This is a genomic window from Methylomarinovum caldicuralii, from assembly GCF_033126985.1.
Classification (GTDB): Bacteria; Pseudomonadota; Gammaproteobacteria; order Methylococcales; family Methylothermaceae; genus Methylohalobius; species Methylohalobius caldicuralii.
The window spans coordinates 1,757,720-1,778,072 of sequence record NZ_AP024714.1; the positions used below are offsets into that span (position 1 = coordinate 1,757,720).

The 20,353-nt window shown below is 64.3% G+C and carries 16 protein-coding genes; 1 reads left to right on the forward strand and 15 read right to left on the reverse strand.

Annotated features, from left to right (window positions below):
• Positions 1-19 precede the first annotated feature (19 nt).
• Entirely contained in the window at positions 20-1,819 is a 1,800-nt protein-coding gene (locus tag MCIT9_RS08955; protein WP_317704554.1) for an asparagine synthetase B family protein, read from the forward strand.
• Here MCIT9_RS08955 and MCIT9_RS08960 read toward each other — a convergent pair.
• From MCIT9_RS08960 to MCIT9_RS09030, 15 genes are all read right to left on the reverse strand, one after another.
• On the reverse strand, positions 1,764-3,125 hold the full coding sequence (locus tag MCIT9_RS08960) for a putative O-glycosylation ligase, exosortase A system-associated (RefSeq protein WP_317704555.1): 1,362 nt from the start codon (positions 3,123-3,125) through the stop codon (positions 1,764-1,766). The genes MCIT9_RS08955 and MCIT9_RS08960 overlap by 56 nt on opposite strands.
• Positions 3,126-4,331, reverse strand: coding sequence for a glycosyltransferase (locus MCIT9_RS08965; RefSeq protein ID WP_317704556.1), 1,206 nt, complete (start codon positions 4,329-4,331; stop codon positions 3,126-3,128).
• A complete protein-coding gene (locus tag MCIT9_RS08970) occupies positions 4,324-5,538 on the reverse strand; it encodes a TIGR04063 family PEP-CTERM/XrtA system glycosyltransferase (RefSeq protein ID WP_317704557.1) in 1,215 nt (404 codons plus the stop codon). The genes MCIT9_RS08965 and MCIT9_RS08970 overlap by 8 nt, the downstream gene beginning before the upstream one ends.
• Positions 5,535-7,415: an XrtA/PEP-CTERM system amidotransferase gene (locus MCIT9_RS08975; protein WP_317704558.1), complete on the reverse strand. Its 1,881-nt coding sequence runs from the start codon at positions 7,413-7,415 to the stop codon at positions 5,535-5,537. Before MCIT9_RS08975 ends, MCIT9_RS08970 begins: the two co-directional genes overlap by 4 nt.
• A 5-nt stretch (positions 7,416-7,420) precedes the next feature.
• Positions 7,421-8,581 (reverse strand): TIGR03088 family PEP-CTERM/XrtA system glycosyltransferase, encoded by a 1,161-nt coding sequence (locus MCIT9_RS08980; RefSeq protein ID WP_317704559.1) that lies wholly within the window; start codon positions 8,579-8,581, stop codon positions 7,421-7,423.
• The gene (gene xrtA, locus MCIT9_RS08985) at positions 8,571-10,109 is read right to left on the reverse strand and encodes an exosortase A (protein WP_317704560.1); all 1,539 of its coding nucleotides are present in this window, start codon (positions 10,107-10,109) and stop codon (positions 8,571-8,573) included. The genes MCIT9_RS08980 and xrtA overlap by 11 nt, the downstream gene beginning before the upstream one ends.
• Before the next feature lie 5 nt (positions 10,110-10,114).
• Positions 10,115-11,311, reverse strand: a complete 1,197-nt coding sequence (locus MCIT9_RS08990; RefSeq protein WP_317704561.1) for a TIGR03087 family PEP-CTERM/XrtA system glycosyltransferase — start codon at positions 11,309-11,311, stop codon at positions 10,115-10,117.
• Positions 11,311-12,333, reverse strand: a complete 1,023-nt coding sequence (locus tag MCIT9_RS08995; protein ID WP_317704562.1) for a FemAB family XrtA/PEP-CTERM system-associated protein — start codon at positions 12,331-12,333, stop codon at positions 11,311-11,313. Before MCIT9_RS08995 ends, MCIT9_RS08990 begins: the two co-directional genes overlap by 1 nt.
• Positions 12,323-13,171 carry an XrtA system polysaccharide deacetylase gene (locus MCIT9_RS09000; protein WP_317704563.1) on the reverse strand — a complete coding sequence of 283 codons (849 nt, stop codon included), beginning with the start codon at positions 13,169-13,171 and terminating at the stop codon, positions 12,323-12,325. Before MCIT9_RS09000 ends, MCIT9_RS08995 begins: the two co-directional genes overlap by 11 nt.
• Positions 13,168-14,271, reverse strand: coding sequence for a non-hydrolyzing UDP-N-acetylglucosamine 2-epimerase (gene wecB / locus MCIT9_RS09005; RefSeq protein ID WP_317704564.1), 1,104 nt, complete (start codon positions 14,269-14,271; stop codon positions 13,168-13,170). Before wecB ends, MCIT9_RS09000 begins: the two co-directional genes overlap by 4 nt.
• Complete coding sequence (locus tag MCIT9_RS09010; protein WP_317706724.1) at positions 14,268-15,299, reverse strand: AAA family ATPase; 1,032 nt, start codon at positions 15,297-15,299, stop codon at positions 14,268-14,270. Before MCIT9_RS09010 ends, wecB begins: the two co-directional genes overlap by 4 nt.
• Positions 15,300-15,395: 96 nt before the next feature.
• Positions 15,396-17,207, reverse strand: a complete 1,812-nt coding sequence (locus MCIT9_RS09015; protein WP_317704565.1) for a TIGR03016 family PEP-CTERM system-associated outer membrane protein — start codon at positions 17,205-17,207, stop codon at positions 15,396-15,398.
• Between the two features lie 6 nt (positions 17,208-17,213).
• A complete protein-coding gene (locus MCIT9_RS09020; RefSeq protein WP_317704566.1) occupies positions 17,214-18,077 on the reverse strand; it encodes an XrtA-associated tyrosine autokinase in 864 nt (287 codons plus the stop codon).
• 14 nt (positions 18,078-18,091) lie between these two features.
• A complete protein-coding gene (locus MCIT9_RS09025) occupies positions 18,092-19,651 on the reverse strand; it encodes an XrtA system polysaccharide chain length determinant (RefSeq protein ID WP_317704567.1) in 1,560 nt (519 codons plus the stop codon).
• Positions 19,652-19,660: 9 nt separating this feature from the next.
• Positions 19,661-20,284, reverse strand: coding sequence for an XrtA/PEP-CTERM system exopolysaccharide export protein (locus MCIT9_RS09030; RefSeq protein ID WP_317704568.1), 624 nt, complete (start codon positions 20,282-20,284; stop codon positions 19,661-19,663).
• Positions 20,285-20,353 lie beyond the last annotated feature (69 nt).

The window sequence follows — 20,353 nt, forward strand, 5'->3', positions numbered from 1 at the left end:
TCCATTGCGAGGCAACCCCATGTACGACTACGCCGGCTGGTTCGGGCGTCACCCTGACAAGCATAGCCCAAAAGACCTGCTCGGTGCCATGCTGGAACCCACCGCCGGATCACACGTGGCCCCCCATGTCGCCTTGGCCGCCACCAGCGCCTGCCTGCACGGGGGTGAACCGATCGCCTGTCTGCTCAGCGGCCGGCCCCGCTGGCAGGATGCCGCATTGGTGGAAACGGCGGCCCGGGAAGGCAATGCGGTGCTCTTTTCTCGCCTCTGGCGGAAAGAAGGTCTGGAGGCCTTCAGGCACTTGGGGGGAGGTTTCGCCGTCGCCGCCTGGGACCGGGAAAGACAGACGGGACTGCTGGCCGTCGACCGCATGGGGATACACCCCCTCACCTACGCCGAGGTTCCGGGGGGAATCGTGTTCGCGGGCGATCTTCAGCGCCTTCGCCGCCATCCGGAAATCTCCGGGGAGATCGACCCCCAGGCGCTGTTCGCCTATCTCTATTTCCACATGATTCCGGCTCCCTTGTCGGTTTACCGGGGCGTTTGCAAGATGCTGCCGGGTCAGTACCTCCTCTGGGGGCCTTCCGGCACCGAACAGGGATTCCACTGGCAGCCCGACTTCCGCGAGGATCCCAGACCGGAGGCCGAACTCGCCAGAGATCTCCGTGATCGTCTCCGGAAGGGAGTGGCGGAGAACCTGGAACAGCCGGAAAAAACCGGCGCGTTCCTTAGCGGCGGCCTCGATAGCAGTACCGTCACCGGCCTGTTCTCGCAGCTGGCCCCGAAGGAGGCGGCCGCCTTCTCCATCGGCTTTTCCGCCGAGGGCTACGACGAGATGGAATACGCCCGGGCCAGCGCCCGCCATTTCGGAGTGCCCTTGCACGAATATTACGTCACCCCCAAAGACGTGACCGAGGCCGTCCCTGAAATCGCTGCTTTCTACGACGAACCCTTCGGCAACGCCTCGGCGGTACCGACCTATTATTGCGCCCGCCTGGCCCGGGAACACGGCAGAACCTGCCTGCTGGCGGGTGACGGCGGTGACGAGTTGTTCGCCGGCAATGCGCGCTACGCCAAGCAGAAGCTGTTTGCCTATTACGACCGCATCCCACCGGCGCTGCGTCACATCCTGATTGAGCCTCTGGCGGCCCTGACCGCCGGAGTGCCGCTGCCGGGCAAGCTCAAAAGCTACGTGGACCAGGCCCGCATTCCCATGCCGATGCGCATGGAGACCTACAACTTCCTCCACCGCACTTCCCTGGGCGATATTTTCGAAGCGGAGTTCCTGGCTGCCGTCGATACCGGCTGGCCCATTGCCCACCTGCGGGAGGTTTATCACAGGCCGCAGACCTCCATGCTCAAACGGATGTTGTGGCTGGACTGGAAGATCACCCTGGCGGATAACGACCTGCGCAAGGTGAACCGGATGTGCGCCCTGGCAGATGTGGATGTGCGCTATCCGATGCTCGGGGACGAGGTGGTGGCGCTGGCCGCCCGGGTCCCGGATTGCCTGCTGATGCGGGGGCTGGAACTGCGTTCCTTCTACCGCCGTGCCTTCCGTGATTTTCTGGCGCCGGAAACCCTGAAGAAATCCAAGCACGGCTTCGGCCTGCCGTTCGGCCTGTGGCTCAAAACCGATACCGGCCTGCGGGACCTGGCTTATGACAGCCTGGGCAGCGTCCATCTGCGGGGCATCGTCCGCCCGGACTATCTGGAACGGTTGAAGCAGGCCCACGAGCAGGAGCATGCATCCTACTACGGGGTCATGATCTGGATCCTGATGATGTGGGCCCAGTGGTCCGAGCGGCACCGCTCCTGACCGGACGCACCACGAACGAGAGCGCAGCAGGCGGTTTTTTCTCCGTCGCCGCTTCTTGCTCCTTCAGGGCTTTGCCAGCGATTTCCTTGGCCAGCACGATCAGCGCGATCAGATTATAGTACAGGTCAAAATAGGCCATTCCCAGGAAAGCCCCGGAAACGGCATAGCCCACCAGGCTGACTTGGAGCATAGCCCCCAGATCGTGCACCCAGCGCAGATCCTCCCAGTTTTTTGTCTGCCGCATGATCCATTTGCAGCTGCGCCAAGCGCTGTAACCGATGGCCAAAAACAGAGCCAGGCCGATGAAGCCTTGCTCTCCCAGCACCTCGAAATAGATGCTATGGGCGTCATGAACGTCTCTAGGGTCGGGGGCATACATGGCAAACGTGGGGGCCCTGAAGCATTCGAAGCCACCGCCCAATATCCTGTCCTTGGCCAGATTGAAGGCCATCCACCAGGCATTGATCCGCCCCATGGCGGAACCATCTTGCTGATAGGTCTTGATGGTGGACATGCGTTCGTGCCAGGACTCGGGCATGAAAGTATAGATAACAGGCAACGCCAGTCCCATGACGATCAATAGGGTCCACTTGTGCCGGCTGTTGCGCAGCAGGAACATCAACATCACCGCCACTCCCAAGAAAGCGCCGCGGGACTGGGTTCCGACGATGGCGATGACACAGAGAATCATGCCGATCAGCAGCAGCCGTTTGGCCCAAAAGTGGTCGGTCGTCAGCTGGCAGTAACGCAGCAGGGGCACCGTCATGATCAGGGCCAAACCGATTTCGTTGTTGCCGCCGATGAAGGTGCCTTCCGGCCCGTAAACCGCATAGGCACCGCCCGTCAGCACCGTGAACACCCCGCCCTTGAAGCCGTAAAACCCGAGCGACAGGGCGATCACCCAGACCCAGGTCTGAATGCGCCAGCGGTTGGTCATGATCATCATGCTGACGAAGGTCATCAGCTGGATTTTCCACACCTTGTTCCACTGCCCCCAGGCCAACTCCGGATACATGGCAAACAGGGTGGTGATGAACATCCAGATGTTGAAGATGATCAACAGGATGGTTTCCCGTGTCCAAGGAATCCTCTTCGGCTCCCGGGAAATCAACAGGGAAAACATGGTGGTCAGGGCCACGATCTGGGCGAAGGGAAAATCGTGAGCGAACTGCCACGACAGTTTGTGGGGGTTCATGTAGCCAAGCCAGGCCCACATCAGGATGCCGATCTCCGGCCGCCTGAGGATGAACGGCAGGGAATAGAAAACCACCACAGTGACGAAAACATCGCGGAGCGGGATACCCATTTACCTGATCCCCGTCAAACGTCTGAAAGCATTGACCAGAATTTCCACCCGCCCGTCCCATTCGTTTTCCCGGGCATAGGCGAGGATCCGCTTGCGGTCCCAGGGTTTATCCAGGGCTGTGCCGATCGCTTCCCCCAGGGCCGCGATATCGCCGAAAGGCACCACGATGCCCAGTTCCTCCCGGCACACCACCTCCCGGTTGCCGCCCACGTCCGTGGTCACCACCGGCAGGCCGCAGGCCATCGCCTCTAGGAACACGTTGGCCCAGCCCTCGTTGGCGGTAGCGAGAACGAACACGTCAGCAGCGGACAGCGGCCATTTCAACCGCTCCGGCGGCAGGGGTCCCAGGAAGCGGACGTGCTCCGCCAGTCCCAGCTGCTCGACTTGGCGCTGCAATGCCGCTGTCTGGTCTCCTTCGGGGCTGGGACCGCCGACGATCAGATAAAGCAGCTTGGGAAAGCGCTGGATCAGCGCGGGCAGAACCTCCAAAACCCGCTGCTGTCCCTTGCGCGGCACCAGAGCGCCCACCGTGACCAGCACCTTCGCATCGGCGGCGATACCCAGCTTCTGACGGGCTTCGTGTTGCGGCACGGGATGGAATACTTCCGTGTCCACCCCGTTTCCCACCACGGTGATCTTGCCGGCCTCTGCGCCCAGACTCACCACATGGCGCTTGAGGGATTCGGAAACCGAAAACACCTGATCCGCCCCCGCCAACGCCGCCAGAATTCTTTCCCGCCTGACCGGATCCCTGGACAGCGGAACCTCGGTTCCGCGCAGGGTGATGGTGACCGGCACGCCGTAACGCCGTCCCAACCGGACCGCCGCGTAGCCATCGGGATAGGCGAAATGGGCATCGATGAGATCGAACCCCTGCGATTCTTTCAGGCGGTCGAGCAGTGCCTGGCACCCCCGGGCCATCCAGTGCCCGTCGTATCCCTTGAAAAAGCCGGGCACGCTGAAGAAGCGGGGATAATGCACCTCGATCCCATCCTGCCTTTCCAGTTGCGTCGGCGGCAGGGGACGGAAATGGGGCCGCAACCTGCGGACCAGCCCCTGAAGCGGAAACCAGGGCTGGGGAGAGACGACCGTCAGCGGCAGCTGGCGCGCCACCCGGAACATGCGTTCGCTGATGAACAGCCCCGCCTGGGGGCGGGCGGACGAAGGAAACAAACTGCTCAAGACCAGAATGCGGGGATCAGCCATGCTGCTGCACCAGTGGCGTGTAAACGGAGCGGTAACGGGCCACGCTGCTCTCCCAGGTGCGCTGCTCGGTGACGAAACGCCGGCCGGCGGCCAGCACTTCCGGCCAGCGGTCCCGCGCTGCCAGCACCCGGATGACCGTCTCCACCAGGGACTCGGCCCGGCCGGCACGGAACAGGAACCCGGTCTCCCCGTCCCGGATCAGCTCCCTATGGCCGCCGACGTCCGAGGCCACCACCAGGCGGCCCCGCGCCATCGCCTCCAGGGGTTTAAGGGGCGTCACCAGTTCGGTCAGGCGCATCGGCAGGCGGGGATAGACGAAGATGTCCACCAGGTCGTAATAGCGCGGCACCTGGTCGTGGGGCACGCGGCCGGTGAAGACGACCTTGCCGTTCAGGCCGTACTGTTCCACCTGCGCCCGCAGCGCCGCCTCCTCCGGCCCACCGCCGACCAGCAGCAGACGCACGCGTTCGTCATGCCGCAGCAGGTCCGGCAACGCCTGGATCGCCAGGGCCAAACCCTCGTAGGCGTAGAAGGAACCGATGAATCCCAGTACGCACTTTCCCGTTAGCCCCAGGGAACGCTGCAGCTCGGGATCTGGCTCGGTGCCGAAGGTGAAACGGCCGGGATCGACGGCGTTGGGAATCACCGTCACCTTGGCTTCGGGAATCCCGCGGGCGACGATGTCCGCTTTCAACCCCTCGCAGATGGTGGTCACGGCGTCCGCATGGCGGAACACATAGGTTTCCAGCGCCCGGGTCAGGCGGTAACGGAGGCTGCCTTCGGTGGTGGTGCCGTGATCCACGGCCGCGTCCTCCCAGAAGGCGCGGCATTCATAGACCAGCGGCAGACCATGCCGGCGGGCGGCGCGGAGGGCGGCCAGGCCGTTGAGGGCCGGGGAGTGGGCGTGGAGAATGTCAGGACGAAGCACAGGTATCAGTTCATCCAGGCGCCTTTCCAAGGCCTTTACCACAGCCCACTGGGCAACCAGTGGCAACCGTTTCTGCCAGAGCAGCGGCCCTGGGGTGCGGTGAAACTCGAAACCGTCCACGGTCTCCTGCAACACCCCCCCAGGCCGGTGCTTGGAGGAAGTCAGATGGCAGGTTTCCCAACCCAAGGCCCGCTGCTGTTCCAGAATCGCCCGCGTGCGGAAGGTGTAGCCGCTGTGGAGGGGAATGGAATGGTCGAGGATATGGAGAATCCGCATCATTGCCGCCGCAGGAAGGATTCGAACATCAAGAGCGACCAGATCGGCGCGCTGTAGTCGCGCAGCCCCTGCTGGTGCTGCTCCACCATGGTTTTGAGAAAACCGGGATCGAACCAGCCCGAATCGAGCATCGCCGGTCCGAGCAGGGACTGGCGGACCTTCTCCCGCAGCGGCCCACGAAACCAGGCCGCCAACGGCACGGCGAAGCCCATCTTGGGACGGTAGAGGACGCTTTCGGGCAGGTACGGCTCCAGCGCCTTCTTGAAGAGGTACTTCCCCTCCCGGCCGTTTAACTTGTACTGTGGCGGCAGGGTGGCGGCCCACTCCACCAGGGGGTGGTCGAGGATCGGCACCCGCACCTCCAGGGAATGGGCCATGCTGGCCCGGTCCACCTTGGTGAGGATGTCGCCGGGCAGATAAGTCTTGAGGTCCAGATACTGAACCTGCAGCAAAGGATGATGGGGGGCGTTCTCGTCGTGGCGGCGCAGCACCTCGACCGCGTGGTAACCCTGCAACTCGGACCGGAACCGGTCGCTGTAGAGCTGCCGGCGCAGGCCGTCCCCCATCACCGACACGCTGTGGAAGTACCCCTCCAGGGAATCCCGCCCCAGGGACTCGAAGGTGGACTTGGCCCTGAAGATCTTCGGCGCCCAGTCGAGCTTGGGATAGACCCGCCCCAGGAAACCGAACAGGGGTCTGCGGACGGCACCGGGAATCAGCGCCCGCATTCGCTCCTCGTACACGTGCCAACGGTAGCGGCGGTAGCCAGCGAAGTTCTCGTCGCCGCCGTCGCCGGACAGGGCCACGGTGACCTGCTCCCGCGCCAGCCCGCAGACCCGGTAGGTGGGCAGGGCCGAGCTGTCGGCGTAGGGCTCATCGTAGAGGCCGGCCAGGCGGTCGATCAGGGAGAAATCGTCGGGATCGACCTCGCGGACCCGGTGGCGGGCCCGGCAGCGTTCGGCCACCTCGCGGGCGAATTCCACCTCGTTGAACTTCGGATCGCCGAAGGAGATGGAGCAGGCGTCCACCGGCTCGTCCATGAGCTGCGCCATCATCGCCACCACCGCGCTCGAATCCACCCCGCCGGAGAGAAACGCACCCAGGGGAACGTCGGCAATCAAACGCACGTCCACCGCCTCGCGCAGCCGGTCGATCAGACCCTCGCGGGCGGCAGCCTCATCGATGCCGGCATCGGGGGAAAAGCGGACGTCCCAGTAGCGCTCGGGACGGACCGGCTCCCCCCGGCGGACCAGCAGCCGTTCCCCCGGGGCCAGCTTGAACACTCCCTGGTAGATGGTCCTGGGATCGGGCACGTAGCCGTAGGCGAAGTATTCCTCCAGCGCCCGGGGATCGAGCTGCCGCGGCAGCCCCGGATGCAGCTGCAGGGCCTTGAGTTCGGAGGCGAAGGCGAACCAGCCGTCCTCCAGGGTGGCGTAGTAGAGCGGCTTGATGCCGAGGCGGTCGCGGGCCAGAAACAGGCTCTGGTCATCCTCGTTCCAGATGGCGAAGGCGAACATGCCGCGCAGGCGTTCGACGCAGGCCGGCCCCCAGGCTTTCCAGGCGTAGAGGATGACCTCGGTGTCGCAGCGGGTCCGGAAGCGATAACCCAGTCCCTCCAATTCCCGGCGCAGCTGGGGAAAATTGTAGACCTCACCGTTGTAGGTGATGACCGTGCAGCCGTCGGCGCTGACCATGGGCTGGGCCCCACTCTCCAGATCGATGATCGCCAGGCGCCGGTGCCCCAGCCCCAGACCGGGGCGCACCTCCAGGCCGCTGCCGTCGGGGCCGCGGTGGATCTGGCGGTCGTTCATCTGCTGCAGCAGGGCACGGTCCACCTCGCGCCTGCCCTCCAGATCCATCATGCCGACGATGCCGCACATAACGTCTAGTTTCTCCCCTGTTGGATGCTTGTCAATTGATGCTCGTACAACGCCTGATAACGCTGCACCATGGTCTCAATGCTGTACTGTTCCCGACACCGCGCCAGCGCCTCATTCCCCTGCCGCTGTCGCAGCGAACCGTCTTCGAGATAAGGGATCAAGGATGTGGCCATCGCCCCCCAGTCTCCCGGCGGCACCAATGTCCCTGTCACCCCCTCCGTGACCAGCTCCGGATTCCCCCCCACCCTCGTGGCCACCACCGGCAGTCCGGTGGCCATGGCCTCGAGGATGGTGTTGGAGATCCCCTCGGCCCGCGAGGGCAGGACGAAAACGTCCAGGCCGCGCAGAATCCGCGGGATGTCGTCGCGTTCCCCGGGAAGCCAGGCCAGATCCCCCACCCCCGCCTGCGCCAGCAGGCTCTCGCATTCTGTCCGCAAGGGGCCGTCTCCCACCATCACCAGGCGCGCCCTTCGCTTCAGATCCGGATTCCCTTGCAGCATTTCAATGAAAGCCCGCGCCAGGGTGGTCTGGTCCTTGACCCCGTGCATCCGCCCCACGGTGCCGATCAGTACCAGTTCCGGGCCGGTAAAGGGGCAGCCGGGAATCGGTTCCCTCCCCTCAGTCGGGGGATGGAAAACGGTCGTATCGACGCCGTTGCAGATGCGGGTGACCTTCTCCCTGGGGACCCCGATGCGCTCAATCAGGTACTCCTCCAGTTGGCGGGACAGGGGAATGTAACGGTGGACCAGGGGCCGGAAGGCGCGCCGCAGCCACTGATACTTGCGGCTGTTGCCCTCGGGGTCGAAGACGTCCCAGCCGTGCTCGCCGTGGATCCGCACCGGCACCCCGGCCAGAAACGCCGGCAGCTGGCATTCCAGGGTCGCCAGATTGCGGGTGTGGACGATGGCGGGACGCAGCCTGCGGAACAAGTGATAGAGGCGCCGGTACAAGCCCAGGTCCTGGCCTTCCCGCCTGTGCATTTCGTAGATCGCCACGTCGTCCCGACGGATGCGGTGGCGAAAGTCGGTGGCCTCGGTGAGACAGACGATGGCGTGGCGGAATTTCTCTTCCGGCAGATGGTTGATCAGATTGACCAGACCATTCTCCAGGCCGCCGACCCCAAGGCGGTGGATGACGTGGACGATGAGCGGAGGATCAGCCGCCATGGCGCTCGCTCTCCTCCAGGCTGCGCTCGATGGCCGGCAGGGCGCTGCGACTGAACGCCCGCAGCACCGTTCTGGCCTCGGTCGGATCGTCCTCGTATTCCACCGCCATCACCACCCCGGCCGCGTCGCGGGGCCGGCCCAGGAGCTTGTCCCGGGCCTCCAGAACCTTGGCCAGAGGATCGTTGACGGTGAAACGGCCGGAGACCCAGTTCCAGCGCCACACCAGCAGCTTCTGACCAAAATGGGACTGCAGCACCCCCTCGCGCACCGAGCCGGCGACCGAATCGGCCGTATCATGCTCCCAGGGCATCTTCCACACCGGATGCTTCTGGGGGATGAGGATGTTCTGGGAGTTGACCAGCTCCCGCCCCTGGGCCTGGGTGCGGTAGTAGAGCACGTAGACGGCGACCCGGTGACGGCCGTCGCTGTAGACCGCGCTGCGCTTGGCGTCGGGATAGAGATAGCGGGGCTCCCAGGGAGTCAGCGGCTCGGACACCGCCTCCCAGGCGTCGATCCGCACCGGCAACTGCAGCTGCACCGGCGCGGTGCGCGCCAGCGTCAACGCCTGGATCCGGGCGGCCTGCAGCGGCCAGACGGCCGCCACGCCCGCAGCCAGCACGGCGACGCCGAGGGCCGAACCCCAGCGGAAACGTCCCGCCGCCTCCATGGCAGGGACGGCCGCAGGCTTGTTATCTCCTTGTTCCGGCGTTTCCCGCCAGAACGAGCCGATCCAGAACATCAGCAGCATCACCAGGCCAAAGAACACCCAGCCGTAGATGTAATGGTCCACCCCGAGCGCCAGTTTCATGTCGCTGAGATGGGCAATCATGACGATCATGAACGCCCGCAGGCCGTTGGCGATGACCGGAAACACCATCGCCAGGGCGATGAAGGCCAGCCGCCGCCCCAGGCTGCGGTAGTTGAGATAGGCGTAGAGGCAGCCCAGGGTGATCGAGGCGATCAGGTAACGGATGCCGCTGCAGCCCTCCACCACCGACCAGTCCCCGGAGGGGATACTGAAGAATGTCCCTTCCCGATAAACCGGAATCCCCACCAGGCGGATCATCGCCACGGTGAAGTCGGCGGTGAAGTTCATCAGCGGGGGAATCAGGAACTCCCCCATGGGCACGGCGAAGAACAGGAAACCCAGCGGGAAGGCTATCTCCCAGACCAGCCGCCAGCCAAGCACCGCCCATACTGCCACGATCAGCATGGCCACGAAAGCCAGCTGCTGCACTACCAGCACGTCCACCACCCGCGCCGTCAGCCAGCCAAGACCGAACAGCGCCAGCACCGGCACGGCACGCCAGTCGGGACGGGGCTGCAGCTGCCGCAGACGGTCGCGCCGGCGCCAGATCAACCACAGACTGATGGGGAAGATCAGGAAACCGTGGGTGAAGGTCTCCGAACGCTCCCAGATGGCCACCATCGAGGCGAAGGTCTGCCAGTACAGCGCGAACAGGGCGGCCAGGACCAGCGCCAGCAGGAGGAGAGCGGATTTCCAGGGATCCGCGGCGAATGACGGCAAGACGGTCACCTCTCCAGCAGCATGTGCAGTTTTTCGATATGCCTGTCCCAACTATAGCGCTTTTCCACGAAACGGCGATTGACCTGGGAAAAGCGGGGCAGAAAGTCCGGATTTTCCAGGGCCTCGGCCACCCGTGTGGCCATGGTCCCCGGGTCTTCGGTCACTTCCAGGTCGAGCCCCTCCTCCACCGCCAGTCCGTCAAGGGCCTGGGGAGAGGCGAGCAGGGATTTGGCCATCGCCATGGCCTCGAGCACCTTGTTCTGAATCCCCCGGGCCACCCGCAGCGGCGCGACTGCCAGCCGGGCGTGGGCCAGATAAGGGCGGATGTCGGCCACCTGCCCGGTGACGACGATTCCCTCGCGCCGCCCCAAAAGGCGTACCGCCTCGGTCGGACGGGCGCCGACGATATAGAAGCGGGCCTCCACGTGATGCTGCAGGATGCGGGGAAAGACCTGGTCGGCGAACCAGCGCACCGCGTCGATGTTGGGCCAGTAGTCCATCGCTCCGGTGAACACCAGCGCCTGCTCGCCGGGCCGGTAGGGATTGGGAAACTCCCTGCCGCCCCGAAAGTAGGCCAGATCGACGCCGTTCTCGACGAAATCCACCTTCTCCGCCGCCTCGGGCGCCAAGCGGCGGAACAGCTCCGCCTCGGCCTCGGAAACGAACAGGGACAGGTCGAAGTCGCGGGCCACCCGGCGGTCGTAGGCGAGCAGCTTTTCCGCCTCGCGGCGATAGATCCAGCGGCTCCAGAAAGGCTTGCGGCGGGCGTACTGGCGCCACTTGTCCGAATCGACATCGACGAAATCGATGAGCTTTTTCACCGGGCAGCCGGCATCGACGAACTGCGCCATCGCCGAGGAGAACACGAAGACGGTGTCGACCGCGCCGCGGGCCACCAACTCTCCGGCCCAGCGCCGCAGCCTGGCGTTGGCGTAGTACGGCAGGGTCAAAGGATCGCCCGTCGCCAGCCCCTTCAGGCTGCGCAGCCTGGCCGGGCCGGGAGACAGGGGCAGCAGCAGCGCCTCCTCGCAGTAGTCGCGCAGCGCGTCGGCGTGGGCCCAGTCGGCCGCGTCGTCCACGAAGGTGCCCAGCCACAGCCGGTGCCGTTGCGACAGGGCCTTGAGCCAGTGGAACGAGCGGATCTTGTCCCCCTTGTTGGGGGGATAGGGAATCCGGTGGGCGAGAAACAGAACCTTGGCCATCAGCCCAGATCGCGCGCCAGCCAGGGACCGATCAGCTTGCTCAGCGGCAGCGGCAGCCTCCGCCAGGCGCGGATGAACAGCTGATACTTGGGATTGAGGGGATTGATGTCGGGCATTTCCCGGGCGCGCACCAGATCGAACTCGTAGTACAGCGGCTCGGGCTCGAAACCCCAGTGCTTCTTGAAGCGGTAGGAGCCGGTGCCCTTCTTGCTGCGGCCGTAGTCGAACACCCGGATCCCCTTTTCCACCGCCCGGCGCATGACCTCCCAGTACATGAAGTCGTTGGCGTACAGGTGACGCGCCTCGGCGGTGCCGCCGCCGTAATAGGGCAGCACCTCGTCGCGGAAGTAGAAGCTCATCACCCCGGCCACCGGCCGGCCCTGGTGTTCCACAATCAGGATTTCGCAGCGGTCGCCGAAGGTCTCCTTCAAAGCCCGGAAATAGCCTTTTGGGAAAACCGGCGTGCCCAGGTTGCGCACGCTTTCGGCATAAACCTCGTACAGACGGTCGATGCCGTCATCAATCACCGAGGTCAGCCCCGCCTTGATGCCCTTGCGGATCATCGCCCGCTGCTTGCGCGGCACTGCCTTGAGGTTGGCCTCCGGGTCGGGATCGAGTGCCTTGCGGAAGGTGACGTAGAGATCCTTGGTCGGTCTGGCCCTGTCCGAAGGGCGGCGCAAACGCCATTCCAGATAGTCGACGCCGAGCGCCTGGGCCTGCCGCAGCGCCTCCCGTTCCAGCCGTTCCCTGATTGAATCGTCATCGGCCAGGGCGCCGCCGTAGACGCAGAAGGGAGTGGAGATCAGGGCGTTGGCGAACAGCCGGCTGGCGATGTGGCCCAGCGGCAGAATCCCGACGATCTTCCCTTCGTCCTCGACATAACGATAGTGGGTGCGGTGGCCCAGGGAATCCTCCAGCACCGCCTGCCAGCCGCTTAGATGGAAGAAAGTCCCTTCCGGGTGGTTTTCCACATAGGCGTCCCAGCGCCCGGCTTCCGACGGGGTCAACGGTTCAATTCGCATAGGCGGCCCGATTCAGAAAGACATTGGCAACGGTGTCCCAGGCAAAGTCCTGCAGCAGGCGGCGGAGACGGGATTCCATCCGTCCGAGGTTGAGATAGTGGCGCACCCGGGTCTTGAGCCCCAGCCCTTGGGGCCTCGGCTGGCCGGGATCGATCTCCCAGGGATGGAAGTAGAAGATCGCCGACTGACCTTCGCGGTTCACCCGACGCAATTGCCAGCGGCTGAAGGCATACGGATACAAGCGGAAGAACCCCCCGCCGCCGCAGGGCCAGCGTCTGCCGAGAAAATCACAGGTAGTGATAGGGATTTCCAGCAGCTGCGAGGCCGTCTCGGGGCGGAAGGCGAAGCGCGGCGCCTCGGGCATGCCGTAAAGGTCGTGTTTGACCGGATAGATGCTGGAACTGTAGCGGAATCCGACCTGCTGCAGAATCTCCAGGGCCCAGAGGTTGTCGCGGCCGATGGAGTAGCTCGCAGCCCGGTAGCCGATCACCGCCACCCCGCCGGTGTCCTCGAGCAGTTTCTTGGCGCGGGTGACATCCTCACGGAAGGCTTCCGGGGTCTGCTCGGTGGCACGGCGGTGGTCGTAACCGTGACAGGCCAGTTCGTGCCCGGCGGCCACGATCTCACGGATCAGCCCCGGATAGCGTTCGGCCACCCAGCCGAGGGTGAAGAAAGTCGCCTTGATTCCGGCCTCGTCGAACAGGGCCAGCACCCGCTCGGTGTTGGCCTGGACCCGGTGGGGCCAGCGGTCCCAGTCCCGGCGGTCGATATGCGGCTCGAAAGCGGAGACCTGGAAGTAGTCCTCCACGTCTACGCTCATGGCGTTGGTCGGCGTCATCCCCAGTGCCGCTCCAGAATCGTAACGATGCGTTCGGCGGCGCGCCCGTCCCACAGTTCCGGCACCCGGCCCCGCTTGCCGCCGCCGGCAAGCACCTCGTCGGCGCAGCGGCGGATGCGTTCAGGGTCGCGGCCGGCGAGAGTGTTGGTGCCTTCGGTGACGGTGATGGGCCGTTCGGTGTTGTCGCGCAGGGTGATACAGGGAATCCCCAGGGCGGTGGTCTCCTCCTGCAGGCCGCCGGAATCAGTCAGCACCAGGCGGGCATCCTTCACCAGCCCCAGCATCTCCAGATAACCCAGGGGCGGCAGCAGGGTGATGGCGGGGCCTTCCACCATATCCTGGAGTCCGAACGCCTCGATCTTCTGCAACGTCCGCGGATGGCAGGGGAAGACCAGCGGCAGGCGCCGGCCGATTTCCGCAAGCACGTTCAGCAGCCGCGCCAGCACGTCCGGGTCATCCACGTTCGCCGGCCGGTGCAGGGTTACCACCCCGTACTGGGGCGGCAAGGCGCGCCCGTGGCGTTGCAGGGTCTGCGCCGCTGGCATCGCCCGTTCGAGCTGGGCCCGGAGGGCGTCGATCATGACGTTGCCGACGAAATGGATACGGGACGGATCGATGCCTTCGGCGGTCAGATTGTCCCTGGCCGAGCGTTCGGTGGTGAACAGCAGGTCGGAGATCTGATCGGTCAGCACCCGGTTGATTTCCTCCGGCATGGTGCGGTCCCGGCTGCGCAGGCCGGCCTCGACGTGGATCAGGGGAATCTGCTTCTTGGCGGCGACCAGGCCGCAGGCGATGGTGGAATTGACGTCCCCCACCACCAGCACCGCCTCGGGGGCGGCTTCGTCGAGCACTGGTTCGAAGCGTTGCATGATCTGGGCTGTCTGCCAGGCATGGCTTCCCGATCCCACGCCCAGATCGACATCCGGTTCGGGGATGCCGAGCTGGGTGAAAAAGGCATCCTTCATCGCCGCATCGTAATGCTGGCCGGTATGGACCAGAAACGGACGCAGCTTGCCGCTGCGGCGCAGTTGGGCGTGGATCGGGGCGATTTTCATGAAGTTGGGGCGTGCCCCGACGACACAGAGAATGGTGGCGGTCATGCTTCTCCCCCAACCGTACCTTTCTCGGTTGGGTTGTTTTCGGCCTTTGCCGGCGTTTTCCGCTCGGGTCCGGCGAGATCGACGGCATAGACCTCGTCCATATCGAGCTGGAGCAGGATCGCCTTGCGCAGCAGGGCCCGTTCCCGCTGCAGCAGGCTCTGCAGTTCCGCCACCCGGGACTCGAGCTTTTCGATGCGCCGCTCCAAATGCTCCACCAGTCCTCCCTGGCTGGCGCTGTTGACGATCCGGGTCAACGCCGGGGTGTCCGCCGTGCCGGCCTCCTGCGTTGTCGGCGGGCTTTCGCCGGCGGGGGCTTCTTCGCGGATTTCCTCGACCACCGTCTGCACTACCTGGGCGTCGATGTCGTGCCGCTCCTCCAGGTAGGCGAACAGCAACAGCCGGTCACATAGGGAGTTGACGACCCGGGGGATGCCTTTGGTGAAGCTGTGGATCTCCTCGAAGGCCGCTTCGTTGAAACGCGGATCCTGCTGCCAGCCGGCCAGCTTCAGGCGGTGAAGGATATAGGCACGGGTTTCCTCCAGGGTCAGGGGACGCAGGTGGTAGGTGGCGATCACCCGCTGGCGCACCTGGGTCAGGGCATCGCTCTCGAGCGCGAGGCGGAATTCGTCCTGCCCCAGCAGAAAGGCCTGGAACAGGGGCCGGCCGTTGACCTCGAAATTCGACAGCATGCGCAGCTCCTCCAGGGACTGGAGGGGAAGGTTCTGGGCCTCGTCCACCACCAGCAGGACCCGTTTGCCTTCCCGTGTCTTTTCCTTGAAGAAGCGTTCGAGATTGCGCAGCAGGGTGGCCTTGTCGTCGCCGTCGTAGGCCAGCCCGAAGGTGGCGGAGATGATCCGCAGGGTGTCTTCGGCACCCACTTGGGAGGTCACCATCACCCCGGCGACGATGTTTTCCTGGCGCAGGGAGGCGAGCAGGGCTTTGACCAGCAGGGTCTTGCCCGTCCCTGGCATCCCCGTGACGATCACGAACCCCTCCCCCTGGGCCAGACCGTAGCGCAGATAGGCCAGGGCCCGTTTGTGAACCGGGCTGTTGAAGAAGAATTCCGGATCCGGGGGTCAGTTGAAAAGGCTTTTTACTCAGACGGAAAAATTGGGTGTACATGGTCAAAATCTCATGTTGATGGCGGCGATGGCGCGGTTTTCCCGGTAATCCACGCCGGTGGTGCCGTCCGAGGACTGCTGCTGGTGGCGGTACTCCAGATACGCGTTGACTTTGTCGCCCAACCGCCGGGTTAGCCTCGCTGAGGCGGTCCAGAAAATGTTGGTCGTCCCCTGACCATTCCGGCTGCCGTCGAACTTGGAACGCTGCCAGGTACCCCGCAGCACCGCGGAGGTCTTGGCGCCCCAGCGCCAGTTCCAGTTGCCGGACAGGCCGAAGACCTTGGACTCGTTGCGGCTGACCTGGAAATTGCGCTTCGCCACATAGGCACGGACGCCGAGGGTGGTTTTCGCCGTGTTGGCGCTGAAGGAAAGCTCGCCGCGCCGACGCACGAACACTTCGTCCACCAGCCGGGGTAGATCGACAGCCACCACCACCGGTTGCTGATCGACCGGGTTGACAACCGGATTGCCGAAGGCATCGACCACCTGGAAAATCTGTTGCTGGGCCAACACCGTCTGCGTCGTGGTGACCGATTCGGTGTAACTGGCCTGCCAGACCGTGCGGCGGGTACGGTGCTGAAGCAACCCGAGGAACACGTTACCGGTGAGCGCCCCCACGTTGTTACGGCGGTAGCTTCCCTGCAGTGTGGTGCGGCGGGTAGGCTGCATCGTGATGGTGACGAAGCTGTTGCGCCCGCCGCCGGCGGAAAGGCTCAAATAACGGCTTGGCGTCCAGGTGGCACCCACAGTGTAGAAAAGGCCGTTGTTACTGGTATTGGTGTTGGACCGGAAATCGTTGTCACTGAAACCGCCCTGGACGAAGGTGCTGAAGGTGCGGGTCCAACGATAGTTCAACCGGGCGATGCCGCTGCGGAACACCACGTCGTCGCCGCCACTGCGCGTCTGGCGCTGGTTGGTGAAGCCCAGATTCCAGGTAAGGATGTTGAAGCGTTTGCCGCTGCGCAGAAAGACTGACTGGTTGTAAGTATGGGTCGCCGAAGCACTGCGGCCGGAGGTGGTGACGTAGAAATAGCCCAGCCGCACTTGGCCGTCAGCGTAGCCTCCCAGATGGGGCAGCCAGTAGGGACTGAGGCCGAAGGTGTAAAAGTTGGCCCGGTTGCCCACGTTGGCGATGTTGTCGGCAACCTGTCGTCCCTGGGGGTTGACCAGGGTCTGACCGGCTCCGGCCCTGGCATCGAGAAACACCGAGTTTTCGATCAGTTCGGCCACGGCATTGCCCTGAAGCTGGTGACGCAGGTCGTAGCCACGTCCTTCCTGAGAGGAAAAGATGTTCTGCATGCGATAGTTGAGGTTGAGCAGCAACCGCCCCGGAACGGTATTTCTGCCGCCGCCACCGAAGCCGCCGCCACCGAAGCCGCCGCCACCGAAGCCGCCGCCACCGAAGCCGCCGCCACCGAAGCCGCCGCCACCGAAGCCACCGCCACCGAAGCCACCGCCACCGAAGCCACCGCCACCGAAGCCACCGCCACCGAAGCCGCCGCCACCGAAGCCACCGCCACCGAAGCCACCGCCACCGAAGCCACCGCCACCGAAGCCACCGCCACCGAAGCCACCGCCACCGAAGCCACCGCCGCCGAAGCCACCGCCTCCACTGCTGCGGCGGTTGGCAATGGAAATCCCGGGATTGGCCTCCGTCACCCAGGCACTTTCCCCGCTGCCGGGTTCCAAATTGATGTTGTCGCTATAGGTCTGACGCACAGTCAGATAAGGGGAAATCTGCCAGCGGGCGGCCTCGGCGGTTTCCAATCCCATCAACAGCAATACCGGCAGCCATTTCCAACGGATGCGTTCCATGCGTGCTCATTCGCCGTAGTTATAGTATTTGTAGCCGTAATACGCGTAGTAACCCAGCCCGAAGCCCTGCTGGGTCTTGTTGAGCACGCATCCCACCACCTCGCAGGTGTTCAGCATATCCGCTGCCTCCTTGACGATGTACTGGGGCGTCGATTCGGCCTCCACCACCAGGACCACCTGACCCACGTGGGTGGCGAGCACGCTAGCCTGGGTTGTGGCCAGCAGCGGGGGCGAATCGAAGATCACCACCCGGTCAGGATAGCGCTGGGAGATTTCCCGCGCCAGGCGCTGCATCTCCTCGCTGGCGAGCAGTTCGGTGGCATGGCTATGCTGCCGGCCGGCCGGCAGCAGCGTCAGCTTGGGAATGTCGGTGCGCAGCAGCACATCCGCCAACGGCTTTTCCCGTTCCAGCACGTCGATCAGCCCCGGCCGCTCGTGGGCGTCGAACAGACGCGAGGTGGCCGGCTTGATCACGTCGGCATCAACCAGCAGCACGGTCTTGTCCCGCTCGGCGGCGATACTCAGAGCCAGGTTGACCGCGGTGAAGGTCTTGCCCTCGCCGGGCAGGCTGCTGGTGACCAGAATCAGGTTGGCGTGGGGGATGACCTCCGCCCCCTCCCCGAAGGCGTTCATCAGAAGGGGGCGTTTGATCATCCGGTATTCCTCCACCAGCTGGCCACTGGCGGCGTCCGGTGCCAGCATACCCCGTTCCTGCAGCCGTTCCCGGTTGACTATGATCTGGGGTTTTTTGGAAACCTGCGGCGAAGGTTTGGCCGGTTCGGATGCAGGCCCGTCTGTTGCGGCTTCGAACGCGGCCGGTTCCGGGGGGAGGCCACCCTGTTTTTCCAGAGCCTTTTCGATGATACTCACGCCATCCACCTGCTTCATACGTTGAGGGAATAGAGATTGACGCCCCTGACCTCCAGGACCACCAGTACCGCGAACACGATCACCAGCCCGGCGCAGGCGGCACAGAACTGCAGTAATTCACGCCATTTCCTGCGGCGGATGGCGGGAACCCAGTTCATGGAAACCGAACCCAACACTGGCAGGCCGACGATTTCCCGCAGCTGCTGCACGGTGATAAAGGTCGGCCGCAGCAGCACCAGCAAGATGGTCAGGACAAAACCGGCGATGAAGCCCGTGAACAACACCGCCGCCGACAGCAGGATGCGGTTGGGGGCCGAAGGTTTGGAGGGCACCTGGGGCGGATCAACGACGCGGAACTTGACCGTGTCGGTGTTCTGTTCCACGCTTTCCGACAGCCGCGCCTGCTCCCTCCGCTTCAGCAAAGCTTCATAGTTTTGCTTGACGGTACCGTAGTCGCGGTTGAGGTTCTTCAGCTCGGTCTCCACCCGCAGTCGGGCGTCCATCTGCTCCTTGATGGTCTGGATCTTCTTCTCGTAGGCCTTGACCCGCGCCTGCAGGGAAGCCACGTTGGCGTCCGCCTCGCTGAGAGTGATCTTCATCTGCTGGAACACCGGGTTGGCCTCCCCGCCGCCCCCGAGGAAGTCCTCCGTCTCCCCTTCGTCTCCGGCGGCCATTTCCTGCTCCTGCTGCTTGCGAAGCTGGGCGATGTGGCGCCTGAGGGTGATGACTTCCGGATGTTTGTCGGTGTAGCGCAGCAGCAGGTCGTCGAGACGGGCCTGCAGTTCCTGGATCCGGGTCTCCAGCGGACTCAGGGATTGCCCCGCGCCGAACTCGGCGAACATGGGCTCCTCGTCCTCGAGCTGGCGGGCGATCTCGTTGCGGCGGTTGACCGCCTCCTGCAAGGCCAGCTTGGCTTCCTCCAGCTGCTCGTGAACAGCCTTGAGCCCTGAATAGAGGTCACCCCCCTGCCCCGGCAGGAGGCCGTAATTCTTGCGTTTGAAATCCTCGATGGCCTTCTCCGCCGCCCGCAGGCGGTGTTCGTATTCGCGAATCTGCTGTTCCAGGAAGCGCTGGGCGCTGTCGGAATCGCGCCGGGTCTCCCCCAGCGCCTCCTCCACGAACACCGTCAGCATGGACTGCACCAGACGCTTGGCCACCTGGGGATCGGCATCGTCGGCGCTCAGGGTGAAAATGTTGGTACGCCGGGCACTCTCGATAGCCAAGCTGCCTTTGAGGCGATTGATGAGCGCCTCCATCGTCTCCTCGTCCTTGGCCGCCAGATCCAGATCGCTCATGCGGGCGATCTTCTCCAGGTTGGGACGGGTGAACAGCAGCCGGGTCATCAATCGCACCTGACCGTTGACGTCAGGCTGGATCGTCAGCCCGTGCAGCAGGGGGCGCAGCACCGAGCGGGTATCCACATAGACCTTGGCCTCGGCACGGTACTGGTCGGGCATCTGCGACACGAAGGCCCAGCCGGCCAGACAGACCACCCAGGCAGTCGCCACCCCCCACCACTTGTAGCGGCTGGCGACTTTGAGATAACCCAGTGCCTGTTGCAGAAGTTCGTGCATTGCTTGACCTCAGAAGAACGCTTCGGGAATGATGAGGATGTCGCCGGGGAGCATGTCGACGTTGGCGGAGATGTCCCCGTCCTTCAGAAGATCATCGATACGCACCCGGAACTGGCGCTGTTCTCCGTTGATCCTGCGGATCACCACCGCCCGGTTGCCGGCGGCGAACTCGGTGACCCCGCCGACGGCGATCATCAGATCGAGCAGGGTCATGTGCTCGCGGTAGGGAACCGCCTGGGGATTGGCCGCCTCCCCGACCACCCGGATCTGCTCGCTGTAGGGGCCGACGAAACCGGAGACGATCACCGTCACCAGCGGATTGCGGATGTAGCGGGACAGCTCCTTCTCGATGTCGCGGGCGAGCTGGTACGGCGTCTTTCCGGTGGCCGGCAGCTCCTCCACCAGGGGGGCGGAAATCTTGCCGTCGGGTCGTACCACCACAGTACGACTGATCTCGGGGTTGCCCCACACGAACATCTCCAGGGAATCGCCGGGACCGATGATGTAGGTGTAATCGGCCGGCGGCTCAGCGTGGGGGTTCAGTGGCGGGTAGCTGGTACAGGCGCTGAGTGAAAGAAACAACGCCAGGATGGCAAGCAGCAGTCGCAAACGGTTATAAATTTTGGTTTCCACAACGGTCTCCTCGGTACCGCGGTTCGGGGTCGTCGTTTTTTAGCTTAGCAAAAAGGCCGCGCATTCGGG